The organism is Lactococcus protaetiae (assembly GCF_006965445.1).
GTDB lineage: Bacteria > Bacillota > Bacilli > Lactobacillales > Streptococcaceae > Lactococcus > Lactococcus protaetiae.
The window spans coordinates 571,849-595,632 of the sequence record NZ_CP041356.1 but is presented as its reverse complement, the minus strand read 5'-3'; the positions used below and the strand labels follow the sequence as shown (position 1 = coordinate 595,632).

Genomic DNA, 23,784 nt, shown 5'->3' with positions numbered 1-23,784 from the left:
TTTCTAATAAGCTCGTTTAGCTTTAATATCAGTAAAAATTTTGTCCCATTGAGCGACCAGTCCACCTTGTACTAAATCAAGAGGATAATCTCTCACTGGTGTTTCAAAAGGCATATATCCTTTCTCAGCAACAAGAGCTTTGATTTCATCCTCTGTGACTTCGTTTGCGGTCATCAATTGAGCAAGCGCTGAGTTGATACCTGAATCAATCGAAAACGGTTCTCGGGAAAATTGATTTTCTTGAGGTGTTTCAACCGTGGCTGTTGCAGTTGCTTGTTCTTGTTGAGGTTGCTCAACTGGGGGCTGCGGTATTGTCTGAACCGGTGGAGCGACTTGCTTTTGGAAAATATGAGCAATTGCTCCAAATTCAAGTGGTAGCTTGTCAGGCAAATTATGTCTATTTTTTGCATCCCAACCCGGATGATGTGCTGCAAACATGACACGTTGACCGCCGGTCGCTTTTTTTGAATTGGTTTTACTGTCAGTAACGATTGTTGTTTCATAATTGGCAAACAGAACTATATCTGCCCATTCCTTTAACATCGCTCCAGTCTTATCTTCCATTTTTAGCTGATAGCGGTCATAAGCACCCATTTGGTCAGGTTCTTCTTTTTTCTTAAGTTTTGCATGAGCTATTACTACAACATTAATTCCAGCTTCAACTACATCACTCAACTTATTTACAAGTTGACCAAATTCTTTTTCAAGGGCTACATACTTAGCGCCATAATCATTATTACTATCAGTCCATTTTCCAAGTACAGCTAAATGTTCTTTACATTTTCTTTCAGCCCAGTCCCCACTATCAATGATTAAGGTTTGGCAGATTTGACGTTGTTTAACATCTTCTACCTCATCCATAATCATTTGCCAACTTCGTGGCGAGGGCATTCGCTTAACATCCATATTTGAGGTTGAACCCTCAATATCAATAAAAACTGCATCTGGGAACTGTGAAGCAAAGGTTGACTTACCAATTCCTTCAACGCCATACAAGACAACTTTTTGAGCGGTGGCTGTCGGACCGCTTGTAATGTTAAATGCCATTCTTTCTCCTTATGTTTCTTCTAAGATTTGAAGATAATTTTTATTAACCTTTATCTTCTTTCTTATACTCTTTTTAAATACATTGTAGATGTCAATGTTTCTTAATAAGATTTCATCCGTTTTTATACATGATTGTATTTTGTTAATTAACTGATACTTTTCACCTTCCACAAAGTACAATGCACCATCTCTTGTTATACTTCCACCTTTATATATTGGACTGATAGCATTTAAAATCTTTTTATACTCTTCTTTGTACTTCGCGCCGGTATAAATAGACAGATTTACTTGCTCGATTTTTCTAGTACTGATATCAATTTTTACCACTTTTTTATTCTTGAGAGATTTTGATAAATATCTATTGCTATTGGTATAACATGCATGCTGGTGCCTCGTTCTAGCAACTAAATTATCCAAATTATTATTGTATTTATCCCCATCTTTATGAGTGATACAATCTACATCTTTACAATTATTGAAAACACAATAAACTAATCTTCGGACATATTTAGTAATTTTTATACCTTCAACATTAAGTGCTACTTTTGTCCCCATTGACTTTTTTGAAGCTTCATAAATCTGTTTACATTATAGGACCAAACTCTCCCATCTCTAGTTACAGCATAGTTGGGATAATCTGGAATCTGTTTCATTTCCATAATCCATCACCTCAAAATTGATATTTTGTTTGTTCTGGCTGAACTGGTGGTGTTTCAATTACAGCAGTTTGTTCAGTTTCTTCACCGTAACCATCTGAGATGATAATAGAACACTCGTCACCAGTTGAAACTCTTGTGGCAATCGCTTGTAATTGCTCTTGTTCCAGCCATTGACCAAACTCTTTCAAAGTGTCTAAGTCCATCTGTTCTAACTTATCAATCAAGATGAAACCACACTCTGGATTGAGTTTGCGAACAATGGCTGTTGAAACTTTTAGTTGTTCAGCTCCGGACATGTTATCCCAGCGTTGACCTTTGTAGAGGAGTTCTCCTTCTGCTACTGACAGGCCAGGCAAAGGCAAATCTGCATCTTCTAACAACTGATTTTTATCTAAACGAATACGGTCAATTTGAGCGCTCAAGTTATCATATTTTTCTTTTTCAACTTGAGCATCTTGTTCGGCTTTGTCTTTGTCAAGATTGGCACGGACTTTGCGATTGATTTCTTCAGCATTAGTGATGTCACGTTCTAATTCTTCTGTTGACTCATCATGTAACTGTAAAGCTGATTTTTCTGCAGTTTCGAGCTGCTGGTCAATCTTTGCTTTTTCTTCTATCAATCGAGCAATTTCAGAATCAAGATGTGCTTGTCGTTGTTTAAGACTATCTTTTTGCGCTCTGATACGCCCATTTTCAGCTTTTTTAGCTAAGATAGATTGTTGTTGCTGGATAAGTTCTGAGGCACTGACAAGCTCCTTAGGCGCTTCAGGATAGTAAATCATTTCCAAAGCAAACTTTTTCTTTTGGTCAGCTGTCCTTCCAACATAGGTCCGTTCGTCATAGAGTTTCTTTTCTTGTTGCTCTAGCTCAAATAGTTTATCTCCAACACCAATAATTTGGAGCAGCGTTTTGGCTTTATCAGCATTTGAAGCATCCATAAATTTGGGTAGGTTAATTGCGAATTCTTCAACGAAACTATCAAGTAATTTCTGTCCGGCTTTATTTCCGCTTGGGTCAATGACTTTCAAATCACTATTTTTTCCATCACGCTTGATTTCTAATCCATTACTCAATACAAGGTGTAGATTAGGTGGTAAGACACTTCCCTCACGCTGTGCTTGGCTTGGTTTGTATTTATTCCCTCCCAATGCCCATGCAATGGAATCAAGGATAGATGTTTTACCTTGACCGTTGCGCCCACCTATCACAGTTAGACCGTTAGGAGTTGGTTCAAGCTTTACTGCCTTGACCCGCTTTACGTTTTCGATTTCTAATTTATTAATTTTAATCATGATTTTTCACCTCAATAATTTCTGTTGCTAAAATACATTTTCCTTCACCTTCAAGCCATGGATCTTTCATCCATTCTTGTTTGGCTTCATCTAAAGTAGCAAAGCTATCAGTACTGATAACAGGTATTATTTTGGGTTCAACAGATACCATACACCCAATGTGGTGAGTTGAGTAGTACCCTTTAAGTTTAAAATTTTCCATTTATGGTATAATGTCCTTATCCTTTAGTTTCTAGCTCACGTTGCCGCGTGGGCTTTTTTCATTTCTGCTAAAAATGGTGATTGATCAAACCACTCTCCAAGCGACTGCTCTTTAGCATATTGAACAAGCGATTCACTCGGTTGTGCTCGTGGCTGCTTCATAGAACGAACACGGTCGTTTGCATTGATAATTGTTTGCATTACTTCAAGCTGAACCTCAATATCTTCACGACGTTCTAACCAGAGCTGGTCTGATTCATTTAAAAGTTTGAGCTTTCTCATCAACAATTCCCCCGCGCATAGGCTTTTCCTACCTCACTTGGTAAGTAATTATTTCTGCACCATTCCTTAAATTCCTCATAGGTCATGACCGTCCCATCTTGAAACGTCCATGTACCAAGTGTGAGTTTTTCTTTTTCTTTAGCCATATTGAACTCCTAACTTAATTTGTCATTTTTAACTGCTTTCTTTTTGCGTCTCTTTCAATATTTTGATGAGTTCTTTCATTCTGTTTTTCCTTTCTATCACAAAAAGTTTATTTAGCGTGAACTTTTGTAGTAAAAAAATATTTTGGAATATCTTTTGGCTCAATGCCTAGAACTGAAATTGCTTTAATAATCTCATCATCTTTCCAATTAACTTTATCATTAAGCTTAAGAGAGATACTTCTTTCAGATAATCCCATAGCTATTGAAAAGTTGTACTGCGTCCCATATTTCTCAGTAATTTTACCAAGTAAAGCTGAATAATCATAGCTCATAATGTCTCCTTTCCTTTCGTTCACGATTCATGAACTTTATGGTTATCAGTTTATCATTAAAATTTATCGTTGTCAACAAAAAAGTTCATGAAAGATGAATTTTTTTGTTGAACTTTTGTTCAAGTTAAGTTATAATCTATTTATACAAAATAAAAAGAGGAATTTTATGAAAACCGACACAAGTAATAGATTAAAGCAACTGATGTCCGAAAGAAGTTTAAAACAAGTCGATATTCTTAATCTTTCTAATCCTTACCAAAAAAAATATGGTATTAAATTGAGCAAAAGCACGTTATCCCAATATGTAAATGGTATTCAATCACCGGACCAAAATAGAATTTATTTACTGGCTCAAACTTTTGGGGTAAGTGAAGCATGGTTAATGGGGTTTGATGTTCCTATGCTGGAAAGCGAACGCCCAAAACCACCTACTCCCATAGTAGAAAAAATAACTAAAGTAAGTTCTAAACTCGAGCCCCACGTCAACAAATCGTCCTAGACACTGCTAATCTTCAATTATCCGAACAAGAAAAAGCTAAAAAACGAGGGGAGAAAATTCGATCTTTCTTTTCAAATAAAATCGATTATGACAAAATAACTAATGTCATTCCTTATGATCCAGATAAAGAGGGATACGCACCAGTTATTGGAGAAATCGCCGCAGGAACTCCCATTCTTTCTGAGCAAAATTTTGAAGGTATGCGCCCTGTTTACGGAAAATATGCTGGACGTGATGATATCTTTTGGCTTAGAGTTAAAGGTGAAAGCATGGAAACAGAGATACACGACGGTTCTTTCGCTTTAATCCTTCAAGACCCGCATATTAGCGATGGAGGTATTGGCGCGATACGATTCACTGATGATAACGAGGCGACTCTTAAATGTGTGTTTTATGAGTATGATGAAAATGGATATCCTCTTCGTTTAAGACTTGAGCCATTAAATCCTGACTATCCTGTCCAATATGCTGATGAATACAATCCAGCAGAGGTTGAGGGAAGATTGGTTAAAGTTGAACAAGACTACTGATAAAATTAAACTACGAGCAAGCCTAGATTCTCGTTAAAAGCTAGGTAGTAGGAATATTATTTATGATTAATAAAGAATGTGATGTTTGTGGTAAACGAATAGGTATGCTTACAGCGCACTACACCATAAATAGCAATACAGAAATCGTGTGTGCGAATTGTGCAAAATTATTAGGATATAACCTAGAAAAATTTGCAACCAACCCATTTATGTTATCTAAAGTTTTGAACTCTATTAATATTGAACAACTGAAATCTGGAGAGGCTCATACCAAAATTGAAGAACTTTTGGAAGAAGCTACAATGAAAAAAGATGTAAAAAAAGAAGAAAAAAATCAAAAAAAACAAGATATTAAATTAGCTAAAAAAGGAACAATCTGCTCCAAATGCCTTAGTCATAATGTAACCTCTCTTGGAGGAATACAAAAAGGGAACTTTGGTATTTTGAAAGTAGGAAGTAGTACGAAAGCATTCAAAATGATGTGTAACGATTGCGGTCATAAATGGGAAATTAAAAATTAAACACAAAAAAGCCGCCAAAAGTTTGGCGACCGCGGCGGCTTTTAATTCTAAGTGTAAGAAACCCATCAAATTTGATGCTTTTTCTTACACTCATTTTAACAAGAAAGTGAGTAAAAATCAATGACAAACAGAGTAGCAATCTATGTTAGAGTATCAACACAAAATCAAGTTGAAAAAGGATACTCCCTAGAAGACCAAACAGATAAGATGGTCACATACTCCATCTCCCAAGGTTGGCTGATTCATAACGTGTATACAGATGCAGGTAAATCTGGGGGTAATTTAGATCGCCCAGCGATGGATGAACTCATAAAAGATGGCCAAAAGGGTTATTTTGATACCGTGTTAATTTATGACCAAGACCGATTAAGTCGTGATTTGAAAGATTCTCTTATTCTACTTGATGACCTTTTCAAAAAATATAATATAAAGCTGCGTTCGCTTTCTGAAGAATATGACCTTGACTCCGATTCAGGTATACTTCAGTATAGTATCAAGGCAAGTATCGCCCAATATGAAAAAGCTACAATTCGGCGCCGACTAATGGCTGGAAAAAGAAAACGGATAGAATCTGGTAAAACATCCGCTTGGATTGTCCCTCCATTTGGATATCATTTAGAGAATAGTGAGCTGCAAGTAGATGATATCCAATCCCCAATTCTTAAACGAATTTTTGACGATTATTTAGCAGGTATGTCAACAAATAGCATTGTTCGCGAACTAAATGATGCTGGTCATATTGGAAAAAATAAAAAGTGGTCTCTACCAACTGTAAAGCAAGTATTGAAGAATAAGACCTATGCTGGCTTTACACGATACAGTAAAGAATGGTTTAAAGGTAATCATGAACCTCTCATAACCCTTGAAACTTACGAGAAGGTACAAAAGGAATTGGAAATTAGACAAGCTGAAGCTTATAAAAAGAATAATAACCCCAGGCCTTTTCAGTCTAAATATCTCCCTTCTGGCTTGCTATACTGTGGACACTGTGGCGCACGTTTCATCATGACAGCTAGCACAAGAAATAAGGACGGAAGTCAACGCATTTACTATAAATGTTTAAACACGCAATCTGAGACCTTTAGGAGACGTCATGCAGAAGAAAAATTTGCAGACATTGTCTGCATTCAAAAAAACTTGAAACGTGAACCTATTGAACAAGCAATATTTGATTGGGTTGAGAATATCCAAATTAATCCTGATGATATTAAGGAATTGAGAGATAATCATTCAGAAAAAAGTGACAAAGAAGAACTCGAAAACTTAGAAAAAGAATTTGAAAAAAATAATTCAAGATTAGGTCGCTTGGTTGACCTCTATCTTGATGGAGACCTTTCAAAAGATGTTTATGATACAAAAAAAAGAACTTTAGAATCCCAAAGCTCCACTCTCACTAAAAATATAGAGATATTAAAAGCTAGGATTTATAGTCCTAATATAGAAAAATTTAAACAAACAATTTTAAGTTTAGATAAGCCATTTAGCCAGCTTGACCCAATCACCCAAAAGGAAAAAGCTGGCCTACTCATTGATAAAATCATAGTCACTGATAAGTCTATCAGTATCAAGGGTCGTTTTTAATTTTTTATGGAATTTAGTAAGCACTATATTCATATTTTCATTTTACCATAGTGCAAAGAATTCTTGACAGACGGACTGTCTTTAGGTAATATCGTATTAATAAGAGTACCTTATTTTATATCAAAACTCTATAATGCTTTGTAAAGAAATATGTATTAGACTTAACTTCTAAAGGAGAAGCTCATGGAAGAACTAGCAATTATTGTCCCAGTATACAATGAAGAAGAAACCATTGAACTTTTCATTGAAGCAGTCAATAAAAAAACGACCCTCTTCAGCTCAAGAAAACTTTTTACTTCGTAAATGATGGGTCTAAAGACAATACTCTCTCTATTATTAAGAAATTAGCGCTTCAAGAAGAAAATATCAACTATATCAGTTTTTCCAGAAACTTTGGAAAAGAAGCTGCTCTCCTAGCAGGATTGCAAGCTACACATGAATCTTTTGTTACTATCATGGATGTTGACCTTCAGGACCCTCCTGAACTCCTGACTCAAATGTATGATAAAATCCTTGAAGGATACGATGTTGTAGGCACACGCAGAATTTCTCGCCAAGGTGAGCCTTTCATTATCTCATCTTTATCTCGCTTGTTTTATAAAACATTCAACAAAATTTCAAGTACCCCCATTGTTGATGGTGTTCGTGACTTCCGCTTAATGACACGTCAGGTTGTAGACAGTATTTTAACATTGGAAGAAAATAATCGTTTTTCCAAGGGTCTTTTTGCTTGGGTAGGCTACAATGTAGTCTATCTTGAATATCCCAATCATGAAAGAAGTGCCGGTAAAACCTCTTGGACTTTTCGAGAATTACTCAGTTATTCCATTGATGGTCTAATGAACTTCTCAGAAGCACCTTTAAATATCGCTACATTTGTAGGAGTTCTTAGTTTCTTCATCTCCCTTGTTTTAGGTATTTTTTACATTATAAAAACTTTAATTTTCGGCGACCCTGTGCAAGGATTTCCCACCTTGATTGTACTCATCCTACTTTTAGGTGGATTACAACTTCTTTCTTTGGGAATCATAGGAAAATATATTGCTAAAATTTTCCTCGAAACTAAAAAACGTCCCAACTATATCATTAAAGAAACAAATCTATACTAATTTACGAATATACTGCTTTTGGAATAAGCAAAATAAAAGAGTTTAGGACTTCCCTAAACTCTTTTATCAAAGCAAGTGCATGGCGCTGTTGATGCTCGCTACGGTGCTACGTGCTTCGCACACCGTTTTGCGAACGATCTACGCTATCTTCGCTGAATAAGTCTTGACTTCATTTATGCGTTTGTACGTTTAACAGAATAAACATCTGGTGTCATCTTGATTTTATCTACAACTGTCGTAAGGTCAGACAGATTTTTAATGCCTAAAGCAATGTGAATATTTGCCATTTTTTTATCTTTAGTTGGTTGAGCATTGATTGAAATTAGATTTTTTGTTGAATTTGACAACACTTGCATCACATCATTCAAAAGACCTGGGCGGTTAAAACCATAAACATCAATATTTGCAACATATTCTTTCGTAAGATTTTCGGATTCATCCCACTCAACTTCAACAAGACGTTGCTCAAAATCTTCCATGTTCCGCACATTTTGACAATCAGATCGATGGACCGAAACGCCTCGTCCCTTCGTGATATAACCAACAATGTCATCACCTGGAACAGGATTACAACATTTGGCAATGCGTACAAGTAAGCTGTCAATACCAGAAACACTCACACCCCCATCATGACGAACTTTCATGACATTTTTGTTCGTTTCGCGCTTGACTTCGCCTTTCATCAACTCTTCAGCTTCTGCTTTTTGTTTCGCTCGTTCAGCTTGGCGCCGTTCTGACTCAGTCAAACGATTGGCAACCGTGATTGGTGAAAGTTCCCCAAAACCAATTGCTGCATAGAGTGCATCTGCATTACGATAACTCATCTTGTTGAATAATTCATCAAAATGTTTTTTATCTAGATACTGATTAGGAACAAAACCACTTTCTAATAGTGCATCTTGTAACATTTCACGTCCTTTATTGACGGAAAGTTCCTTATCTTGATTTTTGAAAAATTGTTTGATTTTATTCCGCGCTTTATTTGTTTTAACAAGATTAATCCAGTCACGGCTTGGACCAAAAGAGCTTGGACTCGTGATAATCTCAACTCTGTCCCCTGTTTTGAGCTGCACGGATAAGGGCTTCATTCGACCATTCACTTTTGCACCCGTGGCATGATCACCAACTTTTGTATGGATAGCATAAGCAAAATCAATCGGACCAGAACCACGGGGAAGTTCTTGAACTTCACCATTTGGCGTGAAAACATAAATTTTATCAGATAAAATATCTTCCTGCACTGCTTTTACAAAATCTTCAGCAGAATCGCCTGCTTCTTCCCGCAGCTCAACAAGTTCATGAATCCAATTTAAAGTTTCAGAAATTTCATGAACATCAACTTTTGCTTTACGCCCCTGTTTGTATGCCCAATGCGCTGCAACCCCAAATTCTGCGATTTGGTGCATTTCGCGCGTCCGAATTTGAAATTCCATTGGACCTTTTGGACCGTAAACCGTAGTATGGACAGACTGATAACCATTTGCTTTCGGATTGGCAATGTAGTCTTTAAAACGTCCTGGCATGGGTTTCCAGAGGTCATGAATATAGCCTAAAGTCGTGTAAACATCGCTTGTTGTTTCAGTGATACAACGGATTGCAATCAAATCATAAATCTCGTCAAAGCGTTTTTTCTTATCGTGCATTTTACGATAAATGCTATAAATATGCTTTGGACGACCATAAATCTCAGCGTCAACGCCTGCTTTTTCAACACGTTCGTGGAGCTTTCTAATGACTTCTGATACTAATTCTTCGCGTGCCGCACGTTTTTCGTTCATTAGACCACGGATACGGTAAAATTCCGCTTCTTCTAGATAACGAAAAGCTAGATCTTCTAATTCCCACTTGATACTGGCAATCCCTAAACGATGAGCCAGCGGAGCATAAATTTCCATCGTTTCACGAGAAATGCGTTTTTGTTTATCTGGACGTAAATGTTTAAGCGTTCGCATATTGTGCAGACGGTCGGCAAGCTTGACAAGAATGACACGAATGTCTTTGCTCATCGCCATCAGCATCTTACGATGGTTCTCCGCTAATTGTTCTTCGTGTGATTTGTACTCTACTTTACCAAGTTTTGTAACACCATCTACAATTTCTGCAATTTCGTCTCCAAAAAGTTCTTGCAAGTCAGCCTGAGTAAAGTTAGTGTCCTCTACAACGTCATGCAAAAAACCGCAAGACACCGTTACTGCATCAAGTTTTAATTTCGCTAAAATACCTGCAACTTGTGTAGGGTGGACAAAATAAGCCTCACCAGAAGCACGATATTGGTCCGCGTGAGCAATAGATGCGCACTGTAATGCCTTCTGCACCAGCAAAAGGTCTTTTTCATTCATATATTCAGCACAGATATTAACAACTTCTGCACCGGTTAAGACTGGTTCTGAAGGCATAATTTTAAATACTAGTTATTTTTCACTTAGATTTCTTATTTTTTATCAAAACAAGAGCATGCTATCTCCGCCTTGCGGCTACGCTGTCCGTTTGCTTAGCTGCTAAAGCAGTAAGAGCAAAAGGCAAAGCGCCTAGTCGCAATCGCAACACTCCCACTCTTTAGGTAGGAGATGAAGCAACTTTAAGCTTTGAATTTCGCCCGACTGCCCTAGGGCGTTAGTACTTTGCGACTCGACTTGTGGCTTTAGCCACTTAGCGAGAGTGGACAGCGGAGCGAAGCGGAGATAGCACTTAGGCTTCTGGGACAGGGTGACCTCGTATCGAAGATGTTAAGCAGACTGTTGCAGCTTTAGCTGCGTACAGGTCGCTTAGTTGTTACACCTAGAGGTTTACCCTAAATTCAGTAGGAGTTGCCCTTTTATCAGCCGCTTTAGCGACTAGAGAAAATGGACAAATGTTTTACGAAACTCCTGCTGAATAAGTCTTTGCTTCATCGTGATTCGGGATGACTAGCTTTCCTCCTTGATTTTTGTTTAAACCATTTTATCATATTTGAAGCTTAATCTAAAGATTTACAAGTCTTATACAAGAAAAAGCCTTAATTTCTCAACTTTTGAAGTGATTACTTCATTGGTGGGGCACAACCTCTAGGTGTAACAACTAAGCGACCTGTACGCAGCTAAAGCTGCAACAGTCTGCTTAACATCTTCGATATGAGGTCACACTTCCGCTTCGCTTCGTTATCCATTCGCGCTATCTCCGCTTTGCTCCGCTGCCAATTCCACTAAGCCACTAGTTGTTTTACCTAGTGGCTTAGTGAGCATCGACAACGTAGCCCAGAGGGCGAAGATAGCACGCACTTACTAAGTTATACTAGTTCAACTATACCGCCTTGTTTGTACTATCACAAAAAGTAGTTTACGTAAATTTTAACTTCTGAAAGGAACTTTTAAAAACAAATTTAACACCTTGAAGTTAAACTGTAACGGCAATTCGTTGTTAGTTTTTACAATGGATCCAGTTATAGTAACTCAAAATAAGCAGAAATCACTGACAGCGCATAAAGCGGTGCTGTCTCAGCGCGCATGATTCGTGGACCTAGACCGATTTTGCGAGCGCCAAGTTGCTCAAATTTTTCGATTTCTTCTGGGGCAATGCCGCCTTCTGGTCCAAAAATAATGAGCAATTTTTGACCTTTTGACATCTCCGTCAGTGCCTGATGAAAGACTGTTTTTTCGCCAGCTTTAGCGGATTCTTCGTAAGCAATCAGCACGCTATCAAATTCAGAAAACTTTTCTGTCAGTACTGACAGCTGGTCAAAAAGTTTGATGTCTGGCAAGATTTGTCGCCTTGATTGTTCAGCCGCTCCGAGTGTTATTTTTTCTAGCTTGTCTTGCTTTTTCGTCAATTTTTTGTGATCATATTTGACAACCGACCATTTGAAAGGAGCCGCCCATATCGCTCCTGCGCCGAGCTCTGTCGCCTTTTCCGTAATAAAATCTAACTTGTCCGCTTTTGGAAAACCGACTGCCACAGTAACCTCTACTGGTAGCTCTGTCAGTGCTGACAGGATTTCTGTCAGTTTGACCGCATGCTCATCAGGACTGACAACCTCCGCTAAAGCAACTTTACCACCGTCAAAGACCAGCTGCAGCTTTTCTCCTGCCTGCGCGCGCATGACGGTAAAAATATGGTGCGCCGCCGCTTTATTTTCAATCGTGAATGTCGTGTTAAGTTCAGGTAGTTCACGAAATACAAAGTATTGATTTGCCATTATTCTGCCTCTTTTGGATTCCGAGCAAACCGCTGGTATTGTCCACGCAGCTTACCCCCTTCTTTCTCAACCTGAGCATCAAGCGAAGTTCTCATCTTCTGAATCAATCGCATCAGTTCCAACTTTTCATCATCATCTAATCCCTCAAGTAAAATAGGACTAACATCAATGAACTCATCAAACTGTTCAATTTCTTTTTCACCCGCAGGAGTCAGCGACACAATGTAAACTCGCTTGTCTTCTGGAGACTGCCATCGACTAATCAGTCCTTTTTTCTCAAGTTTTCTGATAATCTCACTTGCTGACTGAGGTTTCATATCAAGTCTAGCGACAAGATCTCTTTGAGAAATCGGTGATTCCTCTTCTAAAATTCCTAAAATCTGCCCTTGACCGACCATTCGGTTAAGTCGCGTACCGACTTGTTTACGGAAACTCATTTTTTTACGGACAACCCAGTACATAAGCTGGGTGTACTCCATAAAATTTTTTGTTAAATTTCTTTCTTCTACTCTATTCATAACTTTATTTTACCATATTTTTCCAAAATATTATCAGGGTACCGAACTTTTTTCTTGACATTTTAATCAGGATACCTTATAATATTTTTCGTAAGGTATCCTTACTAATTTAAGAAAGGAATTGAGCTCGCTCTCCTCCACTTGATATTTCCTGAATTTTATCAGTAGAACAAACGAACTCTTATTTTGAATAATGACCATAGCCATCCAAACTCAAAACATCCGCAAAGACTTCAAAGGCAAGACAGCTGTGAAAGGAATCTCACTCACAGTTAACGAAGGCGAAATATTCGCCATTCTTGGTCCCAATGGTGCAGGGAAATCAACTCTCCTGCGTATGCTTTCCACACTGACCTCTATTTCTAGCGGTTCTGCAAGTATTTTCGGACACAATGTTGCAACAAATAGTGCATCTGTCCGTCAAATTATCGGGTTGACAGGGCAAGATGCTACAGTTGATGAAAATTTAACTGCCCTTGAAAATCTAACAATTTTCGGTCGTCTCAACGGTTTAAATAAAAAGGCCGCTAAGGCTCGTGGTATAGAGCTTCTTGAGCAATTTTCTCTGAGTTCTGCCGCTCATAAACAACTCAAAACATTCTCTGGTGGCATGAAACGACGACTTGATCTTGCTGTCAGTTTGATTGCACGCCCAAAACTTGTCTTTCTTGATGAACCAACGACAGGACTTGACCCTCGCACCCGTGGTGAAATGTGGACGACGATTCGTGAACTTGTTGCAAATGGTTCTACTCTGCTGTTAACGACTCAATATTTGGAGGAAGCAGACCAGCTCGCTGACAAGATTGCTATCATTGATCATGGTAAACTCATCGCTGAGGGTACACCAAATGAACTCAAAGAAACACTCGCTCCAACACTCTTTGAGCTATCTTTAGAAGATAGCAAAGATATTCCTGACGCACAAAGTTTAATCACCAGTAAGTTTGGTCTTGAAGCAAATATGCTCCCCGAACAAAACACGCTCTCACTCCCAATGAAAAACACATCAGCTATGACGGACTTACTCACAACATTTGAGGAAGCACACATACGCTTGGCATCCTTTTCTGTAAGAAAACCAACGCTTGATGAAGTATTTTTAGAAGTAACAGGAAACTAAGAGAGTATACCTGTGGTGCTAGTTAAATTGTAAATTAATTCTGCTCCATTCCACTTTTCGGACGATTTTCTGGACAGAGCATGGTCTAAAATACCATACGTTCAGCCTTTGACGAAAGCTACGCTTTCTCTATCCGACACCTTGAAACAGTGTTTCAATCCCTGTTTCACTTCGATCAGTCAAGTTTAAGCGGAATTTTGCAGAATGGGGCTAATTTTTTCAACGGATTGCCACTCGACTTGCTGCTTCAGCAGCTTAGCGAGAACCATTTCGCCTTGCAACTTCAGTTGCTTAGAGCGAATGGATACCTGTGGTGTGGACAACGGAGCAACACAGTTGAGGAGATAGTGCAAAGACCGTGTTTGTTGAAAAAGATTAGCCAGAAAATGGAGCAAAATGGAGTGAATGTAACAAAAATCAACTAATACCACAGGTAGCAAATAGAAAAATTCGTTTAAAAATTAACGATAAAGATTAATACGACATAGAAGGAAGAATTAAAATGCAAGCAAGCACAAAACTCACACCTACCACTCAAAAACACAAAAGTTATATCTCGTCCATTATTCATGACAGTTGGATTATGGCAGGGCGCGCTTTTGCTAAGACTCAACACAATCCCGAACAACTCTTCGACGTTGTCGGTATGCCGATTTTCTTTATGGTACTTTTTACCTACATTTTCGGTGGCGCTATTGCAGGCAACTTCAAAGCTTACCTTGTCACGATTGTCCCTGGAATTCTTATCCAAACTCTGATTAACGCTTCATCTGGTACTGGAGTACAACTTCGCGAGGACATGGAAACAGGTGTATTCGACCGCTTTCGGTCACTACCAATTGCTAGAATCTCTCCATTTGCAGGACTTTTAATAGCTGACATACTGCGATATGCCATTGCTGCAATTGTATCAGTAATGACTGGGCTTGCACTCGGATGGCGCCCCACAGCTGGATATGGTTGGTTATTTGCTGGCATCCTCCTTGTAATCTTTGCAACTTGGGCACTCAGCTGGATTTTTGCTATGGTTGGACTTTTGATTAAGTCTGCAGCGACAATCTCAGGGGTTTCCATGCCACTAACAATGGGACTAACTTTCTTATCTTCTGCCTTCGTACCAATTAGTAGTTTACCCAAATGGCTGCAACACTTTGCTAATGCCAATCCAATTACATTTTTAATTAATGCTTTTAAAGAAATGGTCAATCATGGAACCTTTAGTCATGATGCTTTTATGGTAATCCTCATCAGTCTAGCTATCGTTGTCGTCATGGCTCCACTTACAATTCTTGTTTACAATAAAAAAGCCTAAACCTAGGCTTTTTTATCCCCCAATCACACCCTCACGGTTCTCCGTTTTCTTAAAAATCACGCAATTCCACTCCCCCTGTATCGTACGCGTTTCGAGGAAAAATCCTGCATTTTCAGCAGATGCAATGACCATATCTGCCTTGTCAGCAATGATACCGCTCATAACGAGATAACCCTCTGGCTTGACCAGTCGGTAAGCATCCGCGGTCATCAGCACAAGAATATCGGCGAGGATATTTGCCACGATAACGTCTGCTTCCTGCGTGACATTTTCCAGCAAATTATTCGCCGAAACATGGATTTTCTCATGGTTAGGATTGAGCTGAATATTCTCCAATGCCACACGCACTGCAACTTCGTCAATATCGTAAGCGTGGACTTCGGAAGCCCCTAAGAGCACACTCGCGACAGACAGCACGCCTGAGCCTGTCCCGACATCAAGAACGGTCTCGCCGCCACGCAAAATCTGCTCCAGCGCATAAAGACTCATCTTAGTCGTCGGGTGCGTCCCCGTGCCAAAAGCCATGCCAGGGTCAAGTTTGATGAGTTTTTCTGACACTTTCGCCTGATAATCCTCCGTCCAACTCGGCACAATCGTCAAATCATGCGTCACGCGCGCTGGCTCAAAATATTTCTTCCACGCGTCCGCCCAGTTGGTTTCTGACAGATTATTCGTCAGTACTGACAACCCTGTCAAATCAAAAAATTCGCTTAAACCGTTGATTTTATGCTCAATATCCGCTGTCAGTTCAACAATCGGCAGATTTTCAGGATAATAAGCTGTGACCTCCACCAAATCTGACTGCTCGATTTCGGGCAAAATTTCGCCAAATTGCTCCTCGTGCGTCAGATAATCCGCACTATCATTGATTTCCACGCCCGCAGCGCCCGCCTCAATGAGAATGGCGGAAACGGCTTCTTCTGCACTGCGTGTGATTTTTACCGTAATACTGTTCCAGTTGTTCATTTCTTACTTCTCCATCCTTATCAGCCTTGATTACTCTTATTTTCAATTTTTTCAAGCAATTTGACAATTCGCTTCGTAAATCGCTTCGCTTTCGTAAATTCCTCATCGTCAAAATCAGCAGCAGAGCCATCTTCCATTTGCTCAATCCATGTGAGAATTTCCACATTGTATTCATCAATGTCAAGCAGCTTTAGCCGTGTCAAACTCACGCGCAAGGTTTTTGCTAGCTGCAGCACCCGATAACGTCTCTCGTTTCGACGTTTCATCAAGGTTCGTTTATAGTCTTGATTGGGGTTTTCCCAAGGTAAGTGCTGTTCTGTCATTTTCAAAACTTTCTTTACTTAGCTTAAAATCTAGCTTCCGAACAAGTTGTATCTCTTTTGCAGATGTGATTCAAGCACTCTAGCAGTTTTAGGACTATCCGTTCCAAACAAATAAATGCCCGTTCTATCATGTGTCAGTTTTTCTTCTTTCAAAAAAAATCTACCATTGTAGCTATCTGTTGTTGGTTCATCGCTAAAATTAAAATCCGTTGTTCCATAAACACCAGTTTTTGTCATTCCACAAATAAACGGTTTAGATTTCTTTTCATTGTCAATATAGCATTTGATATAAACAATATTTGATAAATTTTCAACTTCCTTATCAAGCTTAAATTTCCAACGACCATAAGGTTTAGCATCTGTTCGATAACATTTCATTTCAATATCAAAACTATCTTTTAAATACTCCTGTATCTCTTGAATTGACTCCGTATTATTTTTAAATTTTTCTTTTATTTTCTCCCAGATAGCATTGTTTATCATTTTTCTCACAAAATCCTCGTCGTCCATTCCTCGCAGTTGACCACATCAGACACAAGTCCCTCATAAAATTCAGGTTCATGGCTGACCATCAAAATCGTACCGGGATAGTCTATCAAGGCGCGTTTTAACTCCTCTTTGGCATCAACATCAAGGTGGTTGGTCGGTTCGTCCAAAATCAAAATGTTTGATTCACTATTCATCAACTTGGCAAAGCGAAGTTTTGCTTGCTCACCGCCTGACAACACATAAACACGGGTCTCGATTTGCTTGGTTGTCAGCCCCACGCGTGCCAAACTACCTCTAAGTTCCGCCTGATTCCAACTTGGATACTCGTCCCAGAGGTCGTCCAGCACTGTTTTTTGTGATGGTGCCTTGATTTCCTGCTCATAGTAGGCGATGTCTTGGAAATTTCCTTTTTCGATTTCGCCGTCAAGCGCGGGAATCAGGCCCATCAGCGACTTGAGCAAGGTCGATTTCCCAATCCCGTTTGAGCCGACAAAAGCGATTTTTTGTCCTGATTCGACTTTGAGATTAATCGGCGCAGATAGTGGATTTTCAGCAGAATAACCGATGACCAAGTCTTTTGCCTCAAAAACTAGACGGCTTGGCTTACGACTAAATTTAAAATCAAAATGAGGTTTTGGCTTCTCGTGAATCGTATCAACAATTTCCATCTTCGCCAGCATTTTTTCGCGCGCTTTCGCTTGTCCAGAGGTCGCTACGTTGGCTTTTTTACGGGCAATAAAATCTTTTAGCTTCTTACTTTCCGCAACTTGTGCATCATGCAGATTTTCGAGCTGCTTTTTCTTTTCCTCAAAAACTCGCTCAAACTCGTGATAAGACATAGAATAGCGCGTAATCCCCAAGCCGTGTACGTGATAAATGACATTGACGACCTCGTCCATAAAGGACACATCATGCGAAATCAAAATAAAGGCATTTTCATAATTTTTCAGATAATTTTTCAGCCAAAAAATATGCTCCTCATCCAGATAGTTGGTTGGTTCGTCCAAGAGCAAAATATCAGGCTTTTCAAGCAAAAGTTTACCAAGCAAAATTTTTGTCCGTTGCCCTCCTGACAAATCTGCAACGTCCTTGTCTAGCAAGTTCGTCAAGCCCAGTCCTCGCGCAGTTTCTTCAACTTTTGAGTCAATCAGATAAAAATCGCCTGTATCTAGTTCTTCTTGGAGCTCGCCGACATTTTCAAGAGCTGCATTCATCTCATCTTCGGACATTTCAGCCATTTTCATGTAGGTATCGTTGATTTCTGCTTCGACATCAAAAAGATACTGAAAAGCCTCGGAAAGTGCTGCCCGAGTGGTTTTACCTTTACCAAGCGCTGCGTGTTGATCCATGTAGCCAACACGATGCTTTTTTGACCAGATAACCTTACCCTCATCAGGCGTCAAGCTGCCTGTGATAATGCTCATAAAAGTTGATTTACCCTCACCATTTGCCCCGACAAAGCCAATATGCTCGCCCTTGAGCAGCCGAAAACTCACACCTTCAAAAATCGCACGGTCACCAAAACCGTGGGTTAGGTTTTTAACATCTAAAATACTCATTTTATTTCTCTTCTATTTTTTTTAACATTTTGCCCATAAGCAAACAAGGATTTGCCTGTCCCCAAAGCTCTGGTAAATCTAGCCATTCATCAAACTTTTGAGCTTTATAAAACTGGCGTGTCCTATAATAATATTCATTTTTACGCTGACTACTTAACGTTTTAACTACAACTCTCTCACAATTTTGCGATAAAAGCTTTCGCTCAAAACGAAGATAAAGTGCCGTACCAATCCCTCTGGTATGAAATTCTGGTAACACTCCGCAAACAAAGATTTCACCGGTCCGTCCATAATGAATTTCACCTGCAAGAAAACCTAGACAGTTCTCTCCATCAAAAGCTGCGTAGAAAATCTTATCTGATACTCCTTTGACATAGTCTGTCAGTGCTGACGGAATCCCAAACCACTCTGGAAGTTGTCGTAAAATCTTGTCAGTAATGATAGATTTTACGTCAGCATCTGTTAGCTCATAAATCTCCAACCTTCAATCCTCATAGCCCACTAGCCAACACAAGCCAAATCGGTCAATGACTTGTCCATCTGTAGCACCCCAAGCACGGCGTTGTAATGGCTCAATAATTGTGCCAGAAACCGAGAGCTGATTAAACCACTGATGTAATACACTAGGTTCTGCTACGCCAAGCAAGGTTAGCATCATTCCTTCCATTTTTACGGAAGCTTGACCTACGGCTGCATCTGCTCCGTATAGTTTGACGGGACCATCAACCAAACCTCCGTGAGCAATGGTATTTGCTGGTCCATCTGTCCGTTCAAATGCAGAAAATGTGTGTAAGAAAAGCTGACAGCCAAAAATTTCACTATAAAAAGTTAATGCTTCGCGCGCATTACCTGGAAAAAGAATATAAGGTGACGGTGCGACATTTTGATTTTTACTGACTATTTTCAATACCTCGGATACTTGAAAAATTCAGTTTCTGTCAGTGCTGACAAACCTACTTGAAAGCTGTCAGCATCCCATTTTACAGCAAATTCTTCTGCTTCATCATCTGTCAAAAAATCCATCAAATCATCCAAACCAGCATCCGCCGTTTCTTGTAAAAATTGGGCAAAATAGCTCAAGAATTCCGCTGACAAACCTTTCGGTGGGTAAGGGAACGCTGTCAGATAATCCTCCGCATCAAATTTGGATTTGACAGGGTTGTAAAAAATCACAACGTCCTCAACCACAATATTATCATCAGATGAAACACCATCTGCATCAGTCACTGTAAGTCTTGACGGATTTTCTGCTTCGAGTAAAAAACTGACCTCAACAGCGAAATTCCGCTTATCCCAATTTATCTCAAAATCATAATTAAAATTCTTTTCAAGTTCTTCCTGTAAAATATCTAAAAAGCCAAATTTAGCCATGTTTTTACCTCCAAAGCTTAGAGTGAAAGTTTTATCTTTCTGAATGAAACCTCGTTCATAAACGATATAGCTCCACCACCTAGCTCTCACCTCTTATTTTATGTTAAAATAATTATAACAAAAAACTGTCGTGAAAAGCATGGATAGTTCCAATGTACTTATCTTTACAACAGTTCACTAGTTAATCTCTCAATGGCTTTAGTCAATCAGTAGATTAGCTGTAAATGAAGTCAAGATTTATTCAGTGGGAGTTTCGTAGAACATTTGTCCATTTTCTCTAGTCGCTAAAGCGACTGATAAAAGGGCAACTCACCATTGAATTTAGGGTACAACCTCACATCAAAGATATGAGGTCACCTTGTCCAAGAAACCTAGGCGCTAAAAGCGCCAACGCCCTATGGGCAGTCGGACGAAACTCGAAGCATAGTGCTGCTTTATCCCCTACCTAAGAGGTAAAGGGGTATTGCGATTGCGACTAGGCGCTTCAGCGCCTTAGCGAGCATCGACAGCGTAGCCGCAAGGCGGAGATAGCACGCACTTGCTTTGATAAACTGTTTGAGATATAGGACACAAAGGATGCAACTGGTCACTTCTAATGATTTTTAGAAGTAGGAGCATATTAGACAGTGCACTTTGAATCAAGAAATCTGGAGATTAATGATGAAAATTAGGAAAATTGAACCTCGTGACTTTGCAATTGTTGCACAACTTGAAAATGAGAATTGGCCTCTCACATCAACTCCCCACGTCATGAACTCCTCGGCTGAAAAGATTATTGAAAAAATCACAAAAGGAATGGGTTATTTCATTGCAGAGGAAAACGGTGAGATCCTAGGTGTTCTCGATTATGGTCCTAGACACAAATCTGAGTTTGGACGACATATCATCACTTTTGGGATAATGACTGTCGAAAAAGCGCGTGGCAAAGGTGTCGCTACAGCTCTTATCACTTTTTTTATTGATTATGCACGTCATGAAGGATACAAAAAAATTACAATACAAGTCATGGGCTCAAATCCTACTGCTCTGAAACTCTATGAAAAACTTGGTTTTGTTTGTGAAGGTCGTTTACGCAAAGAGTTCTTCATTGACGAAACTTACATTGACGATTGTATTCTAGCTTATTATCTTGACAAAACTTTACTGTAAACATCATTTACAGCTTTGTAAACCTCAGTAAATTAGCCTTTATAGTTAATCCGTTATAAAACAACAACAGATTAACTTCATGACATGAAAACGATGCATGACAAGCTAGTTACAACTCTCACTTTAAAACCCTATCGAATTTTAAAGTAAAATAATATATTGAGTGTTTATTTATATGATTGGAGAAGTTATGACTCAAAATCTCGCACGGCGTATGAGACCACGCAACATTGATGAAATTATCGGTCAAAGCCACCTTGTAGGACAAGGGAAAATTTTACGTCGGATGGTCGAAACCGGTCTCCTTTCGAGTATGATTCTCTACGGTCCACCAGGTATTGGGAAAACTTCCATTGCTTCTGCTATTGCAGGAACAATGGAGGCTAGTTTTAGAACGTTTAATGCAACAACTGATACTAAAAAACGTTTACAAGAAATTGCTGCTGAAGCCGAGTTTTCTGGACAACTTGTTTTATTACTTGATGAAATCCATCGACTTGACAAGCCAAAGCAAGACTTTTTATTACCTCTTTTAGAAAATGGACAGATTATCTTGATTGGTGCAACAACTGAAAACCCTTATTTTTCAGTCGTACCTGCCATTCGTTCTCGTGTTCAAATTTTTGAATTAAAACCCTTAGAACCTGAGGATTTACAGCAAGCTGTCAACCTGAGTTTACAGGACAAAACGAGAGCTTTTGACTTTGATGTAACTCTTGATGATGATGCATTGTATTTTTTAATTCACTCAACAAACGGTGATTTACGTAGTACATTTAATGCACTGGAACTTGCTGTACTCTCTTCCAAAAATCATCATGTTACGCTTGATGATATGGAAAATTCTTTACAGAAAAAAGCTGCAACTTTTGACAAAGATGGTGATGCTCATTATGATTTGCTTTCTGCCCTACAAAAGTCCATTCGAGGTTCTGATGTCAACGCAAGTTTACACTATGCTGCAAGGTTGATTGAAGGCGGGGATTTACCTTCTCTTGCCAGAAGATTAACTGTCATGGCTTACGAAGATATTGGTCTCGCCAACCCTGAAGCTGCTGTTCACACCGTACTAGCTTTGCAAGCTGCTGAAAAGCTCGGTTTTCCTGAAGCAAGAATTCCTCTTGCAAATATTGTGATTGACTTAGCATTATCTCCCAAATCGAATGCTGCCTATCTAGCGATGGATGAAGCAATTTCTGACCTCGGAAAATATGGAAATCTTCCCATTCCAGCTCATTTGCAAGACGGGCATTATGCAGGAGCAAAAGAGTTAGGACGCTCCGTGGAGTATCAGTATGCGCACAATTTTCCTAATCATTGGGTCAACCAGCAATATCTTCCTGATAAGCTGATAAAAGCCGACTATTTCCAACCAGATGATATGGGAAAATATGAAAAAGCGCTAAATTTACGCAAACAATGGATTAATGAACAAAAAGGAGGTGGCGACAAATCTTCTCAAAAGCGATAAACTTTTGAGCAAGGAAAGCTTATCAGTCAAACGAACAGCGGACTGATGATGATGTCAAAAAATAAATGACTGAGCAAATCGAACAAATTAAACTCTCTGAAATTATCAAAAATCCATACCAACCCAGATTGGTATTTGACACGGACAAACTTGAAGAACTAGCACGTTCTATCAAAGAAAATGGTGTATTACAACCTATCATCGTTCGTAAGTCAGGGCTCATTGGTTATGAGTTATTGGCTGGTGAACGACGTTTTCAAGCTTCTAAATTAGCAGGAATGGTAACGATTCCTGCCATTATTCGCACGTATTCAGATAAGGAAATGATGACCTTATCCATCCTAGAAAATTTGCAACGTGAAAATCTAAATCCTGTTGAAGAAGCACGCTCGCTTGCTCAGCTTGCCAACAAATTAAAGATGACTCACGAACAAATTGCTCAAGCTTTAGGAAAATCACGTTCTTACGTTTCTAATCTCATTCGCTTACTTGGACTTCCTGAAGTTATTTTACGTCGGGTGGAATCTGGTGAGATTTCGTTGGCACACGGAAGGACGCTCCTTGCTGAAAAAGATGTCAATAGACAATTACAACTCGCTGACAGAGTAGTGAGTAGCCATCTCAATGTCCGAGCATTGGAAGAATTAATTTACGGTACTGACAAAATTTCTGTCAGCGCTGACAGAAAAAACATTTTTACAGAAGCACTTGAGAAAGAACTCATGCAGGCGCTTGGTAACAAGGTAAAGATCAAGAGTAACAAAAGTCATCACGGAACTCTCTCTATTGATTTTGACAGCTTAGATGAATTGGAACATTTGGTTCATCTACTCAAAAAATAAGACTGACAGAACAAAAAATGCACTGACAGAATCCTGTCAGTGCATTTTATTTTTAACTTAGCAAGTACGTACTATCTCCACCCTTTAGGCTACTCTGTCGATGATCACTATGGCACGAACATCGCAACTCGTTACGTGCTTCGCACGCCGTTCTACGAACGGTCTACGCAACTTCGTTGTTCTGCTTCCGTTCTACTGCCCCAGGGTCTTAGCGTTTTAGCGATTGTTGCTTTAAAATCGACAGCGTAGCAAAGCGAAGATAGAGCGAATGGATAACGGAGTGAAACGGAG

Annotated in this window: 26 protein-coding genes and 1 pseudogene; 10 read left to right on the top strand and 17 right to left on the bottom strand. The window is 39.2% G+C overall.

All coding sequences use genetic code 11. The features are described from left to right. Positions 1-3: 3 nt before the first annotated feature. From FLP15_RS03015 to FLP15_RS02990, 7 genes are all read right to left on the bottom strand, one after another. A complete protein-coding gene (locus tag FLP15_RS03015; RefSeq protein WP_142765940.1) occupies positions 4-1,047 on the bottom strand; it encodes an ATP-binding protein in 1,044 nt (347 codons plus the stop codon). Between the two features lie 9 nt (positions 1,048-1,056). Continuing rightward, positions 1,057-1,602: an HNH endonuclease gene (locus FLP15_RS03010; RefSeq protein WP_142765939.1), complete on the bottom strand. Its 546-nt coding sequence runs from the start codon at positions 1,600-1,602 to the stop codon at positions 1,057-1,059. 115 nt (positions 1,603-1,717) lie between these two features. Continuing rightward, on the bottom strand, positions 1,718-3,001 hold the full coding sequence (locus FLP15_RS03005; protein WP_142765938.1) for an AAA family ATPase: 1,284 nt from the start codon (positions 2,999-3,001) through the stop codon (positions 1,718-1,720). Continuing rightward, on the bottom strand, positions 2,991-3,200 hold the full coding sequence (locus tag FLP15_RS03000) for a hypothetical protein (RefSeq protein ID WP_142765937.1): 210 nt from the start codon (positions 3,198-3,200) through the stop codon (positions 2,991-2,993). Before FLP15_RS03000 ends, FLP15_RS03005 begins: the two co-directional genes overlap by 11 nt. Positions 3,201-3,235: 35 nt before the next feature. Further along, the gene (locus FLP15_RS02995; protein ID WP_142765936.1) at positions 3,236-3,481 is read right to left on the bottom strand and encodes a hypothetical protein; all 246 of its coding nucleotides are present in this window, start codon (positions 3,479-3,481) and stop codon (positions 3,236-3,238) included. Then, complete coding sequence (locus FLP15_RS12680) at positions 3,481-3,627, bottom strand: hypothetical protein (protein ID WP_190288336.1); 147 nt, start codon at positions 3,625-3,627, stop codon at positions 3,481-3,483. Before FLP15_RS12680 ends, FLP15_RS02995 begins: the two co-directional genes overlap by 1 nt. A gap of 107 nt (positions 3,628-3,734) precedes the next feature. Next, positions 3,735-3,959, bottom strand: a complete 225-nt coding sequence (locus FLP15_RS02990; protein ID WP_142765935.1) for a DUF739 family protein — start codon at positions 3,957-3,959, stop codon at positions 3,735-3,737. Between the two features lie 166 nt (positions 3,960-4,125). Here FLP15_RS02990 and FLP15_RS12675 point away from each other — a divergent pair, with 166 nt between their 5' ends. The 5 genes and pseudogenes from FLP15_RS12675 to FLP15_RS02970 all read left to right on the top strand — a co-directional run bounded on the left by FLP15_RS12675 (position 4,126) and on the right by FLP15_RS02970 (position 8,199). After that, positions 4,126-4,458 (top strand): helix-turn-helix domain-containing protein, encoded by a 333-nt coding sequence (locus FLP15_RS12675; protein ID WP_190288335.1) that lies wholly within the window; start codon positions 4,126-4,128, stop codon positions 4,456-4,458. 200 nt (positions 4,459-4,658) lie between these two features. Further along, on the top strand, positions 4,659-4,988 hold the full coding sequence (locus tag FLP15_RS12670; protein WP_190288334.1) for a LexA family protein: 330 nt from the start codon (positions 4,659-4,661) through the stop codon (positions 4,986-4,988). 62 nt (positions 4,989-5,050) lie between these two features. Continuing rightward, positions 5,051-5,509, top strand: coding sequence for a hypothetical protein (locus FLP15_RS02980; protein ID WP_142765934.1), 459 nt, complete (start codon positions 5,051-5,053; stop codon positions 5,507-5,509). A 120-nt stretch (positions 5,510-5,629) separates the two neighbouring features. Then, on the top strand, positions 5,630-7,090 hold the full coding sequence (locus tag FLP15_RS02975) for a recombinase family protein (protein WP_142765933.1): 1,461 nt from the start codon (positions 5,630-5,632) through the stop codon (positions 7,088-7,090). A gap of 183 nt (positions 7,091-7,273) precedes the next feature. Beyond that, positions 7,274-8,199 (top strand): annotated as a pseudogene (locus FLP15_RS02970) (glycosyltransferase family 2 protein). A 173-nt stretch (positions 8,200-8,372) separates the two neighbouring features. Here the strand turns inward: FLP15_RS02970 and FLP15_RS02965 are convergent. The 3 genes from FLP15_RS02965 to FLP15_RS02955 form a co-directional block, all read right to left on the bottom strand. After that, on the bottom strand, positions 8,373-10,595 hold the full coding sequence (locus FLP15_RS02965; RefSeq protein WP_142765932.1) for a RelA/SpoT family protein: 2,223 nt from the start codon (positions 10,593-10,595) through the stop codon (positions 8,373-8,375). Between the two features lie 1,022 nt (positions 10,596-11,617). Further along, positions 11,618-12,370: a 16S rRNA (uracil(1498)-N(3))-methyltransferase gene (locus FLP15_RS02960; protein ID WP_142765931.1), complete on the bottom strand. Its 753-nt coding sequence runs from the start codon at positions 12,368-12,370 to the stop codon at positions 11,618-11,620. Continuing rightward, the gene (locus tag FLP15_RS02955; RefSeq protein ID WP_142765930.1) at positions 12,370-12,888 is read right to left on the bottom strand and encodes a MarR family winged helix-turn-helix transcriptional regulator; all 519 of its coding nucleotides are present in this window, start codon (positions 12,886-12,888) and stop codon (positions 12,370-12,372) included. The genes FLP15_RS02960 and FLP15_RS02955 overlap by 1 nt, the downstream gene beginning before the upstream one ends. Positions 12,889-13,081: 193 nt before the next feature. Between FLP15_RS02955 and FLP15_RS02950 the strand changes: the two genes are divergently transcribed. Next, on the top strand, positions 13,082-14,011 hold the full coding sequence (locus tag FLP15_RS02950; RefSeq protein WP_142765929.1) for an ATP-binding cassette domain-containing protein: 930 nt from the start codon (positions 13,082-13,084) through the stop codon (positions 14,009-14,011). Positions 14,012-14,513: 502 nt separating this feature from the next. After that, positions 14,514-15,323 carry an ABC transporter permease gene (locus FLP15_RS02945; RefSeq protein WP_142765928.1) on the top strand — a complete coding sequence of 270 codons (810 nt, stop codon included), beginning with the start codon at positions 14,514-14,516 and terminating at the stop codon, positions 15,321-15,323. A gap of 12 nt (positions 15,324-15,335) precedes the next feature. On the opposite strand, the gene prmA is transcribed toward FLP15_RS02945, so the two are convergent. The 7 genes from prmA to FLP15_RS02910 are packed head-to-tail and all read right to left on the bottom strand — an operon-like array spanning position 15,336 to position 20,031. Continuing rightward, entirely contained in the window at positions 15,336-16,289 is a 954-nt protein-coding gene (gene prmA / locus FLP15_RS02940) for a 50S ribosomal protein L11 methyltransferase (RefSeq protein WP_142765927.1), read from the bottom strand. Positions 16,290-16,309: 20 nt separating this feature from the next. Then, positions 16,310-16,612, bottom strand: a complete 303-nt coding sequence (locus tag FLP15_RS02935) for a hypothetical protein (protein WP_142765926.1) — start codon at positions 16,610-16,612, stop codon at positions 16,310-16,312. A gap of 30 nt (positions 16,613-16,642) precedes the next feature. After that, complete coding sequence (locus FLP15_RS02930) at positions 16,643-17,104, bottom strand: hypothetical protein (protein WP_142765925.1); 462 nt, start codon at positions 17,102-17,104, stop codon at positions 16,643-16,645. Then, on the bottom strand, positions 17,101-18,660 hold the full coding sequence (locus FLP15_RS02925; RefSeq protein ID WP_142765924.1) for an ABC-F family ATP-binding cassette domain-containing protein: 1,560 nt from the start codon (positions 18,658-18,660) through the stop codon (positions 17,101-17,103). The genes FLP15_RS02930 and FLP15_RS02925 overlap by 4 nt, the downstream gene beginning before the upstream one ends. A gap of 1 nt (position 18,661) precedes the next feature. Next, a complete protein-coding gene (locus tag FLP15_RS02920; RefSeq protein WP_142765923.1) occupies positions 18,662-19,141 on the bottom strand; it encodes a GNAT family N-acetyltransferase in 480 nt (159 codons plus the stop codon). A 3-nt stretch (positions 19,142-19,144) separates the two neighbouring features. Continuing rightward, the gene (locus FLP15_RS02915; RefSeq protein WP_223804708.1) at positions 19,145-19,567 is read right to left on the bottom strand and encodes a VOC family protein; all 423 of its coding nucleotides are present in this window, start codon (positions 19,565-19,567) and stop codon (positions 19,145-19,147) included. Next, positions 19,564-20,031 (bottom strand): DUF3013 family protein, encoded by a 468-nt coding sequence (locus tag FLP15_RS02910; RefSeq protein ID WP_142765922.1) that lies wholly within the window; start codon positions 20,029-20,031, stop codon positions 19,564-19,566. Before FLP15_RS02910 ends, FLP15_RS02915 begins: the two co-directional genes overlap by 4 nt. 660 nt (positions 20,032-20,691) lie before the next feature. Between FLP15_RS02910 and FLP15_RS02905 the strand changes: the two genes are divergently transcribed. The 3 genes from FLP15_RS02905 (at position 20,692) to FLP15_RS02895 (ending at position 23,493) form a co-directional block, all read left to right on the top strand. Continuing rightward, positions 20,692-21,180 (top strand): GNAT family N-acetyltransferase, encoded by a 489-nt coding sequence (locus FLP15_RS02905; RefSeq protein ID WP_142767410.1) that lies wholly within the window; start codon positions 20,692-20,694, stop codon positions 21,178-21,180. 190 nt (positions 21,181-21,370) lie between these two features. Next, positions 21,371-22,651 carry a replication-associated recombination protein A gene (locus FLP15_RS02900; protein WP_142765921.1) on the top strand — a complete coding sequence of 427 codons (1,281 nt, stop codon included), beginning with the start codon at positions 21,371-21,373 and terminating at the stop codon, positions 22,649-22,651. Between the two features lie 65 nt (positions 22,652-22,716). Then, on the top strand, positions 22,717-23,493 hold the full coding sequence (locus FLP15_RS02895) for a ParB/RepB/Spo0J family partition protein (RefSeq protein WP_142765920.1): 777 nt from the start codon (positions 22,717-22,719) through the stop codon (positions 23,491-23,493). The last annotated feature ends 291 nt before the right edge of the window (positions 23,494-23,784 follow it).

Bases quoted from the DNA above. Each gene is read 5' to 3' on its own strand.
- FLP15_RS12675 (WP_190288335.1), top strand. From the start codon at position 4,126: ATGAAAACCGACACAAGTAATAGATTAAAGCAACTGATGTCCGAAAGA.
- FLP15_RS02925 (WP_142765924.1), bottom strand. From the start codon at position 18,660: ATGAGTATTTTAGATGTTAAAAACCTAACCCACGGTTTTGGTGACCGT.
- FLP15_RS02955 (WP_142765930.1), bottom strand. From the start codon at position 12,888: ATGAATAGAGTAGAAGAAAGAAATTTAACAAAAAATTTTATGGAGTAC.
- FLP15_RS02905 (WP_142767410.1), top strand. From the start codon at position 20,692: ATGAAAATTAGGAAAATTGAACCTCGTGACTTTGCAATTGTTGCACAA.
- prmA (WP_142765927.1), bottom strand. From the start codon at position 16,289: ATGAACAACTGGAACAGTATTACGGTAAAAATCACACGCAGTGCAGAA.
- FLP15_RS02990 (WP_142765935.1), bottom strand. From the start codon at position 3,959: ATGAGCTATGATTATTCAGCTTTACTTGGTAAAATTACTGAGAAATAT.
- FLP15_RS02900 (WP_142765921.1), top strand. From the start codon at position 21,371: ATGACTCAAAATCTCGCACGGCGTATGAGACCACGCAACATTGATGAA.
- FLP15_RS02965 (WP_142765932.1), bottom strand. From the start codon at position 10,595: ATGCCTTCAGAACCAGTCTTAACCGGTGCAGAAGTTGTTAATATCTGT.
- FLP15_RS02910 (WP_142765922.1), bottom strand. From the start codon at position 20,031: ATGGCTAAATTTGGCTTTTTAGATATTTTACAGGAAGAACTTGAAAAG.
- FLP15_RS02975 (WP_142765933.1), top strand. From the start codon at position 5,630: ATGACAAACAGAGTAGCAATCTATGTTAGAGTATCAACACAAAATCAA.
- FLP15_RS02950 (WP_142765929.1), top strand. From the start codon at position 13,082: ATGACCATAGCCATCCAAACTCAAAACATCCGCAAAGACTTCAAAGGC.
- FLP15_RS02945 (WP_142765928.1), top strand. From the start codon at position 14,514: ATGCAAGCAAGCACAAAACTCACACCTACCACTCAAAAACACAAAAGT.
- FLP15_RS03015 (WP_142765940.1), bottom strand. From the start codon at position 1,047: ATGGCATTTAACATTACAAGCGGTCCGACAGCCACCGCTCAAAAAGTT.
- FLP15_RS02980 (WP_142765934.1), top strand. From the start codon at position 5,051: ATGATTAATAAAGAATGTGATGTTTGTGGTAAACGAATAGGTATGCTT.
- FLP15_RS12670 (WP_190288334.1), top strand. From the start codon at position 4,659: ATGCGCCCTGTTTACGGAAAATATGCTGGACGTGATGATATCTTTTGG.
- FLP15_RS03010 (WP_142765939.1), bottom strand. From the start codon at position 1,602: ATGGGGACAAAAGTAGCACTTAATGTTGAAGGTATAAAAATTACTAAA.
- FLP15_RS12680 (WP_190288336.1), bottom strand. From the start codon at position 3,627: ATGGCTAAAGAAAAAGAAAAACTCACACTTGGTACATGGACGTTTCAA.
- FLP15_RS02995 (WP_142765936.1), bottom strand. From the start codon at position 3,481: ATGAGAAAGCTCAAACTTTTAAATGAATCAGACCAGCTCTGGTTAGAA.
- FLP15_RS02935 (WP_142765926.1), bottom strand. From the start codon at position 16,612: ATGACAGAACAGCACTTACCTTGGGAAAACCCCAATCAAGACTATAAA.
- FLP15_RS02895 (WP_142765920.1), top strand. From the start codon at position 22,717: ATGACTGAGCAAATCGAACAAATTAAACTCTCTGAAATTATCAAAAAT.
- FLP15_RS02960 (WP_142765931.1), bottom strand. From the start codon at position 12,370: ATGGCAAATCAATACTTTGTATTTCGTGAACTACCTGAACTTAACACG.
- FLP15_RS03000 (WP_142765937.1), bottom strand. From the start codon at position 3,200: ATGGAAAATTTTAAACTTAAAGGGTACTACTCAACTCACCACATTGGG.